This window comes from Pseudomonas sp. SIMBA_068 (genome assembly GCF_046534705.1).
Classification (GTDB): Bacteria; Pseudomonadota; Gammaproteobacteria; order Pseudomonadales; family Pseudomonadaceae; genus Aquipseudomonas; species Aquipseudomonas putida.
The window spans coordinates 1-247 of record NZ_JAWRYI010001265.1 but is presented as its reverse complement, the minus strand read 5'-3'; the positions used below and the strand labels follow the sequence as shown (position 1 = coordinate 247).

General features: G+C 65.2%; 1 protein-coding gene. It reads right to left on the bottom strand.

Annotated elements, in window-relative coordinates; genetic code table 11:
• Window positions 1–247: SUMF1/EgtB/PvdO family nonheme iron enzyme (locus SB756_RS33620; RefSeq protein ID WP_410913705.1), on the bottom strand; the 247-nt coding region annotated here is incomplete at both ends.

Below are 247 nucleotides of genomic sequence, written 5' to 3'. Positions count from 1 at the left end.
GATGTCGTCCATGTCCATGCACACCGCCGGCTGGCGCGACCCCTGGGGGTAGCGCGGTTTGCTGGCGATGCATTCACGACCAGGGCGGTCGTCACCATTGGCGATCTTGACGCCGGTCTGGCGGACGTAGCTGTCCCATTCGCCGGCTGTGACCTGGAAGCGGCTCATGGCGAACGGCTTGGCAAAGGTCACTGCATGCATAGGGCCTTCATCGGGCTCGCGGCCGACTTCGTCTTCCGGTGTGCCC